Here is a 6,283-nt window from a genome sequence, read left to right on the forward strand (position 1 = left end):
ATGGCGGCGACCCAGGTCATCCGGTCCGAGTGGACCAAGATCCGGTCGGTGGCGTCCACCGTGTGGACGCTGTCCCTGGTGGTGGTCGTCACCGTCGCGCTCGGGATGCTGATCTCGGCGCTGACGAAGCACGAGTTCGGCAACATGCCCCCGCGCGAGCGGCTCTCCTTCGACCCGACGCTCGTCAGCTTCGCGGGCATGACACTCGGCCAGCTGGCGATGATCGTGTTCGGGGTGCTGGTGGTGTCCAACGAGTACAGCACCGGCATGATCCGCACCTCGCTGGCCGCGGTCCCCCGGCGCGGCGCCTTCCTGGCGAGCAAGGTGGCCGTCGCGACGGCTCTGGCCCTGGCCGTCGGCTTGGTCACCAGCTTCGCCGCCTTCTTCCTCGGGCAGGCGATGCTCGGCTCGCCGCTGCGGACCTCGCTCGACGCCCCGGGCGTGCTGCGCGCGGTCCTCGGCGGCGGGCTCTACATGGCCCTCATCGCGATGTTCTCGATGGGCGTCGCCGCGATGCTCCGCTCGCCGATGCTGTCGCTGGGCATCCTGATGCCGTTCTTCTTCCTGATCTCCAACGTCCTCGCCAACGTGTCCGCGACGAAGAAGATCGGCCAGTACCTGCCGGACCAGGCCGGCAGCCGGATCATGCAGGTGGTTCCCCGGGTCGGCGACGACACCCCGTACGGACCCTGGGGCGGCCTGGCGATCATGGTGCTGTGGGTGGTCGCGGCGCTCGCGGGCGGCTACGCGCTGCTGCGGCAGCGGGACGCCTGAGATTCGTTCCTCTGTGCCCCACTCGGTTTTACTTTCTTTTGGCCGGAACCGTCAGCGCCCGGATATCCTCCTAACCCTTACGGGGGCGTGTGCCCCGCTGTCCTGAAATCCCGGGACGGGTACCTTCCGATGGGACCGGAGCATGATCGAGGCAGTCGGCCTGACCAAGCGCTATGGCGACAAGACCGCCGTGTACAACCTCTCCTTCCAGGTACGGCCCGGCGCCGTCACCGGCTTCCTGGGCCCCAACGGGTCGGGCAAGTCGACGACCATGCGGATGATCCTCGGCCTGGACAACCCCACCGCGGGCACGGTGACGATCGGCGGCTACCCGTACCGCAAGCTGCCCAACGCGCCGCGCCAGGTGGGCGCCCTGCTGGACGCCAAGGCCGTGCACGGCGGCCGGAGCGCCCGCAGCCACCTGCTGTCCCTGGCCCAGCTGTCGGGCATCCCTGCGCGCCGCGTCGACGAGGTGCTGGGCGTGGTGGGTCTGCAGGACGTGGCCAGGAAGCGTTCCAAGGGCTTCTCGCTGGGCATGGGCCAGCGGCTCGGCATCGCGGCGGCGCTGCTGGGCGACCCGCAGGTGCTGCTGTTCGACGAGCCGGTGAACGGTCTCGACCCCGAGGGCATCCTCTGGGTGCGGAACCTGATGAAGGCGCTGGCCGCCGAGGGACGGACCGTGTTCGTCTCCAGTCACCTCATGAGCGAGATGGCGCTGACCGCCGACCACCTGATCGTCATCGGGCGCGGGCAGCTGCTCGCCGACATGAGCGTGACGGCCTTCATCTCGGCGAACTCCGCGGACTTCGCCCGGGTGCGCACCCCGGACACCGAGCCGGAGCAGCGGGAGAAGCTGACCTCGGCGCTGACCGAGGCCGGTGGGCATGTGCTGCCCGAGCCGGACGGCGCGCTGCGGGTGACGGGGCTGCCGCTGCCGCGCATCAGCGACCTCGCGCACGAGGCCGACGTACGGCTGTGGGAGCTGTCGCCGCACCAGGCCTCGCTGGAGGAGGCGTACATGCGGATGACGCAGGGCGCCGTCGACTACCGCTCGACGACCGACCAGAAGGCGGGGCTGATGCAGCCCCTGCCGCCCGGCGCCCAGCCGCCCGTGCCGGTCCCGGGCCAGGGCCAGCCCGGCTGGTACGCCCCGCCGCCGCCCCAGCAGGGCGGTCAGCCCTTCGCCGCACCGCAGCCGCAGCCGCAGCCGCAGCCGGGCCAGGGTCCCTACGGCGCCCAGCCCCACCCCCAGGCCTACGGCGCCCCGGGTGCGGGCGTGCCGAACCCGTACGCCCAGCCGGTCGCCGCGCCCGCCGTGCCGGCCGCCCCCGCCGCGCCGCCCGCCGCGCCCGCCTCCCCCGCGCCGGAGGCCGCCGCCCCCGCCCCCGCCGTCGACACCACCAAGTCCGAGGACGCCCGATGAGCACGCCGCAGACTCCGATGCCGCAGGCCGCGCCGCCCGCCTGGGAGGCGGCGGCCGGCAGCCCGTACCCCGGTTACACCTCGCCGATCCCCGTGGTCCGTACGCACCTCGGGCACGCCCTCGCCTCGGAGTGGACGAAGATCAAGTCGGTGCGCTCCACCATGTGGACGCTCGGTGTGTTCGTCCTGCTCGTGCTCGGGATCGGGCTGCTGACCGGCCTGGTGATCGCCAACTCCTCGTCGGACCTCTCCGGTGACGAGAACCCGCTGTCGCTGGGCTTCTTCGGGCTGCTGCTCGGCAGCATCTGCCTCATCACGCTCGGCGTGCTCACCACGGCCTCCGAGTACGGCACCGGCATGATCCGCACGACGATGACGGCGTGCCCCAGCCGGGGGCGGGTGCTCACGGCGAAGGCGCTGGTGTTCTTCCTGGTCGCCTTCACGATCACGCTGGTGTCCACGGCGCTGGTCGCCTTCATCCAGATGGCCCTGCTGGAAGGCAGTGGCGCCCGGCAGCCGACCGGCGCGGAGTGGTTCAAGGGCACGGTCGGCGTCAGCCTCTACATGGCCCTGCTCGGCCTTCTGTCGCTGCTCGTCGGCTCGGTGCTGCGGCACTCGGCGGGCGGCATCACCATCATGATCGGTGTGGTCCTCGCCCCGCTGGTCATCGCGCTGTTCATGTTCACGCAGTCGCTGGAGAAGGTGCGCCAGGCCCTGTTCGAGTACTCCATCCCGAACCAGTTGAGCGTGTTCTACTCCAACTCCCTCAGCCGCTCCGGCCCTTCGGGCTGGGACCCGCTGTGGATCATCCTGGGAGCGACGGTGGTCGCCGCCGTCGGCGCCTGGGCGCTGCTGCAGAAGCGGGACGTCTAGGAGAAGCGGGCCGTGCAGGAGCGGGCCGTGCAGGAACGGGCCGTGCAGGAACGGTTCAGAACCTCGGCGCGTTACGGGACCGCCGCACCCGCGTGGTGCGGCGGTCCTTCGCGTTCCAGCAGGCCTTGTGCCAGTGCCGGCGGTCGTCCACCCCGGCGTGCTCGGGCCAGGCCACCACGTGCGGGACACCCGAGCCGATCACCTGGTCGCAGCCCGGGCAGCGGTAGGTCTTGCCCGCCGCGCTGGCGCCCGCGACATGGCGCACGCTCCACTCCACGCCCTGCCAGCTCTCCGTGGACTGCCAGCCGCCGTATCGGCTCGTCGCGTCGTCCTCGGCGCTCCGGCCGGACGAGCCGGCTCCCTTGGGGCGGTTGCGACGCGGGGACACGGGACACCTCACCGGTTCTGCTGCAGGACGGGTTCGCCTCCAGCGTACGCGGCGCTGACAGGGGCACACGTCAGGATCCGTCACGATCGGAATACCCGAGCAAATCCTGTCAACTCACCCTCAAGGACGTCCGATTCCGCAGACAATCCGGAAATCCCTTCGCCAGGCCGTGTCCTCGTCACGTGTCGTGCGGTTATGCCCGGTGGGGGAGCTCCGCGTCGGAGCCGAGGAAGCAGGAAAAAGCAATGCGCGTAGGAAGTTTCGTGTTGGCCGCCCAGTTCCCGGGCCAGGGCCAGGGGGAGGCACTGCACCGCGCGGTCCGTACGGCCGAGGTCGCCGAGGAGGCGGGGCTGGACGCGGTCTGGCTGGCCGAGCACCACTTCGTACCGTACGGGACGTGCCCGTCGGCCGTCACCCTGGCCGCGCTGCTGCTCGGCCGTACCCGCCGGCTGAGGGTGGGGACGGCGGTCAGCGTGCTGCCCACCGTCCACCCGGTGGCGCTCGGCGAGCAGGCCGCGCTGCTGCACGTGACGAGCGGCGGCCGGTTCTCGCTGGGCGTGGGACGCGGCGGGCCGTGGGTCGACCTGGAGGTGTTCGGTACCGGTCTCGAGGCGTACGAGAAGGGGTTCCCGGAATCACTCGATCTGCTGGTCCGCTGGCTGCGCGATGCGTCGGTGTCGGCCTCGGGGGAACGATTCAGCTTCCGGGAGGTCCCCGTCGTGCCCCGCCCCTCGGAGGCGCTGCACGAGGTCCCGGGCCCCGAGGTCGTCGTCGCCTGCACCTCCCCGGCGAGCGTGCGGCTGGCCGCCGAGCGCGGGCTGCCCATGCTCCTCGGGATGCATGTCGGGGACGAGGAGAAGGCCGAGATGATCGCCCTGTGGCGGCGCTGCGCGCGGGCGGCCGGACGGTCCGGGGAGGAGATCCGGGGCGCCGAGCATGTCTCGGCCGGTGTCTGCCAGATCGCGGACCGGCGCACGGACGCGGCCGAGTCCCTGCTGAAAGCGATGCCCGGCTGGCTGAAACAGGGGCTGGACGCGCATGTCACGGTGGACGGCCGCAGCCGCCGGATGCGCGATCCGCTGGCCTACACGGAGCTGCTCTGCGGGCTGCACCCCGTGGGCACCCCCCGCCTGTGCGCCGACCGGCTGGCGGCGACCGCCGAGCGGACCGGCATCTCCCGGTTCGCCCTGCTCGTCGAGGGCTCGGGAGACCTCGCGGCGACCGAGGAGAACGTACGCCGGCTCGGCGCCGAGGTACTCCCCCACCTCGGCTGAGCCGGCGGCCGTCACCGGAGGGCTTGCCGCCCCGGCACTTGATGCACCTCCCGCGTGCGGAGCGGCAAGCAGACAACTGTCCCGTCAGCAGTCCCTGAGCTCCGGTGACTGGTTGAGCAGCTGGGCGCGCACCGACGTGAACTTCGCCAGCCTCTCGTCGGCCGAGGCGTCCAGCGGGAACACCGCCACCCGGTGGCAGTTCTGGAAGGCCAGCCGGACACCGAAGTGCCGCTGCAGCGCGCCCCGTATGGCGTCACTCGCGAGCGCACGCAGCAGCTGACCGCGATGCTGCTCACTCGGCGGCGGCGTCTGGTTGTCGGCGAACTCTCCGCCGTCCACCTTCAGCTGGGCCACCAGGGAGCTGATCATCTCCCATGCGTAGGGCAGGGAGGTCCGGACGCAGTCGACGAATTCAGCTTCGTCGACCTCGCCTCGCTCGGCCTGTTCGAGTAGGGCCGGTGAGACGTCGAGCGACATGGGTTCTCCTCTCGCACCCCCGGTGAGCAGGGGTTGCCGGACAGATAAGGGAGTGGGCGATACCGAACACGGTGCGTACACACATCGCGACCTCCCGTTCTCTACGGTAGGCAACGAAACGAGGCCCCACCAGGCGAATGCACGTACAGACAGGGCGGGTTGGGCACACAATCGGCCATAAGTGAACACGGGTGATCCAGGGAAAAATGGGACGACCTTCAGGGAGGCGGTCAACCGCCGGGAAGGGGGTCCCGGTGACCGAATCGCGCGCGGCCCGGTGCGTCGAGTAGCGTTGCGGACCATGCGTCTCGTCATTGCCCGCTGCTCCGTCGACTACGCGGGCCGGCTCACCGCCCACCTTCCGTCAGCGCCCCGCCTGATCCTGGTCAAGGCGGACGGCAGCGTCTCGATCCACGCTGACGACCGCGCCTACAAGCCCCTGAACTGGATGTCGCCGCCGTGCACCCTGAAGGAGGGCACCGGCGACGAAGAGGGCGTGTGGACCGTCGTCAACAAGGCGGGCGAGAAGCTCATCATCACGATGGAGGAGATCCTGCACGACTCCTCGCACGAACTCGGCGTGGATCCGGGGCTGATCAAGGATGGCGTGGAGGCGCACCTCCAGGAGCTCCTCGCCGACCGCATCGAGACGCTCGGCGAGGGCTACACGCTCATCCGGCGCGAGTACATGACGGCCATCGGCCCGGTGGACATCCTGTGCCGGGACGGCGAGGGGCAGACCGTCGCCGTGGAGATCAAGCGGCGCGGCGAGATCGACGGCGTGGAGCAGCTCACCCGCTATCTGGAGCTGCTGAACCGCGATCCGCACCTCGCCCCGGTGCGCGGCGTCTTCGCCGCGCAGGAGATCAAGCCGCAGGCCCGGGTGCTGGCCACCGACCGCGGCATCGGCTGCCAGGTGCTGGACTACGACGCGCTGCGCGGCCTCGAGGACGACAAGCTGCGGCTGTTCTGAGGGCGGTGGCAGGGCTCGAGGCGGAGGGGGGGGGGCCCCCGGGGCCGGGGGGGCCCCCCCCCCCGGGGGCGGACCTAAACCGACCCGGGGGGCCGGGGCGGG

7 protein-coding genes are annotated in these 6,283 nt (G+C 71.1%); 5 read left to right on the forward strand and 2 right to left on the reverse strand.

Annotated features, from left to right (window positions below):
- The 3 genes from R2S09_RS34935 to R2S09_RS34945 all read left to right on the forward strand — a co-directional run bounded on the left by R2S09_RS34935 (position 1) and on the right by R2S09_RS34945 (position 3,069).
- A complete protein-coding gene (locus R2S09_RS34935) occupies positions 1-774 on the forward strand; it encodes an ABC transporter permease (RefSeq protein WP_306191750.1) in 774 nt (257 codons plus the stop codon).
- Positions 775-916: 142 nt separating this feature from the next.
- A complete protein-coding gene (locus tag R2S09_RS34940; protein WP_306191749.1) occupies positions 917-2,197 on the forward strand; it encodes an ABC transporter ATP-binding protein in 1,281 nt (426 codons plus the stop codon).
- Entirely contained in the window at positions 2,194-3,069 is an 876-nt protein-coding gene (locus R2S09_RS34945; RefSeq protein ID WP_306191748.1) for an ABC transporter permease subunit, read from the forward strand. The genes R2S09_RS34940 and R2S09_RS34945 overlap by 4 nt, the downstream gene beginning before the upstream one ends.
- A 55-nt stretch (positions 3,070-3,124) precedes the next feature.
- Here R2S09_RS34945 and R2S09_RS34950 read toward each other — a convergent pair whose 3' ends face one another.
- Positions 3,125-3,457, reverse strand: coding sequence for an ATP/GTP-binding protein (locus R2S09_RS34950; protein ID WP_306191747.1), 333 nt, complete (start codon positions 3,455-3,457; stop codon positions 3,125-3,127).
- A gap of 245 nt (positions 3,458-3,702) precedes the next feature.
- Here R2S09_RS34950 and R2S09_RS34955 point away from each other — a divergent pair, with 245 nt between their 5' ends.
- A complete protein-coding gene (locus R2S09_RS34955) occupies positions 3,703-4,731 on the forward strand; it encodes an LLM class flavin-dependent oxidoreductase (RefSeq protein WP_306191746.1) in 1,029 nt (342 codons plus the stop codon).
- A gap of 84 nt (positions 4,732-4,815) precedes the next feature.
- On the opposite strand, the gene R2S09_RS34960 is transcribed toward R2S09_RS34955, so the two are convergent.
- On the reverse strand, positions 4,816-5,208 hold the full coding sequence (locus R2S09_RS34960) for an SCO5389 family protein (protein ID WP_030170159.1): 393 nt from the start codon (positions 5,206-5,208) through the stop codon (positions 4,816-4,818).
- A gap of 301 nt (positions 5,209-5,509) precedes the next feature.
- Here R2S09_RS34960 and nucS point away from each other — a divergent pair, with 301 nt between their 5' ends.
- Positions 5,510-6,181 (forward strand): endonuclease NucS, encoded by a 672-nt coding sequence (nucS, locus tag R2S09_RS34965; RefSeq protein WP_306191743.1) that lies wholly within the window; start codon positions 5,510-5,512, stop codon positions 6,179-6,181.
- The last annotated feature ends 102 nt before the right edge of the window (positions 6,182-6,283 follow it).

It is taken from the genome of Streptomyces sp. MK7 (assembly GCF_032658145.1).
GTDB classification, from domain to species: Bacteria; Actinomycetota; Actinomycetes; order Streptomycetales; family Streptomycetaceae; genus Streptomyces; species Streptomyces spiralis.

What these genes read in the sequence shown, in the direction of transcription:
- R2S09_RS34935 (WP_306191750.1), top strand. Translation starts at nt 1, where the DNA reads ATGGCGGCGACCCAGGTCATCCGGTCCGAGTGGACCAAGATCCGGTCG.
- R2S09_RS34940 (WP_306191749.1), top strand. Translation starts at nt 917, where the DNA reads ATGATCGAGGCAGTCGGCCTGACCAAGCGCTATGGCGACAAGACCGCC.
- R2S09_RS34945 (WP_306191748.1), top strand. Translation starts at nt 2,194, where the DNA reads ATGAGCACGCCGCAGACTCCGATGCCGCAGGCCGCGCCGCCCGCCTGG.
- R2S09_RS34955 (WP_306191746.1), top strand. Translation starts at nt 3,703, where the DNA reads ATGCGCGTAGGAAGTTTCGTGTTGGCCGCCCAGTTCCCGGGCCAGGGC.
- R2S09_RS34960 (WP_030170159.1), bottom strand. Translation starts at nt 5,208, where the DNA reads ATGTCGCTCGACGTCTCACCGGCCCTACTCGAACAGGCCGAGCGAGGC.
- nucS (WP_306191743.1), top strand. Translation starts at nt 5,510, where the DNA reads ATGCGTCTCGTCATTGCCCGCTGCTCCGTCGACTACGCGGGCCGGCTC.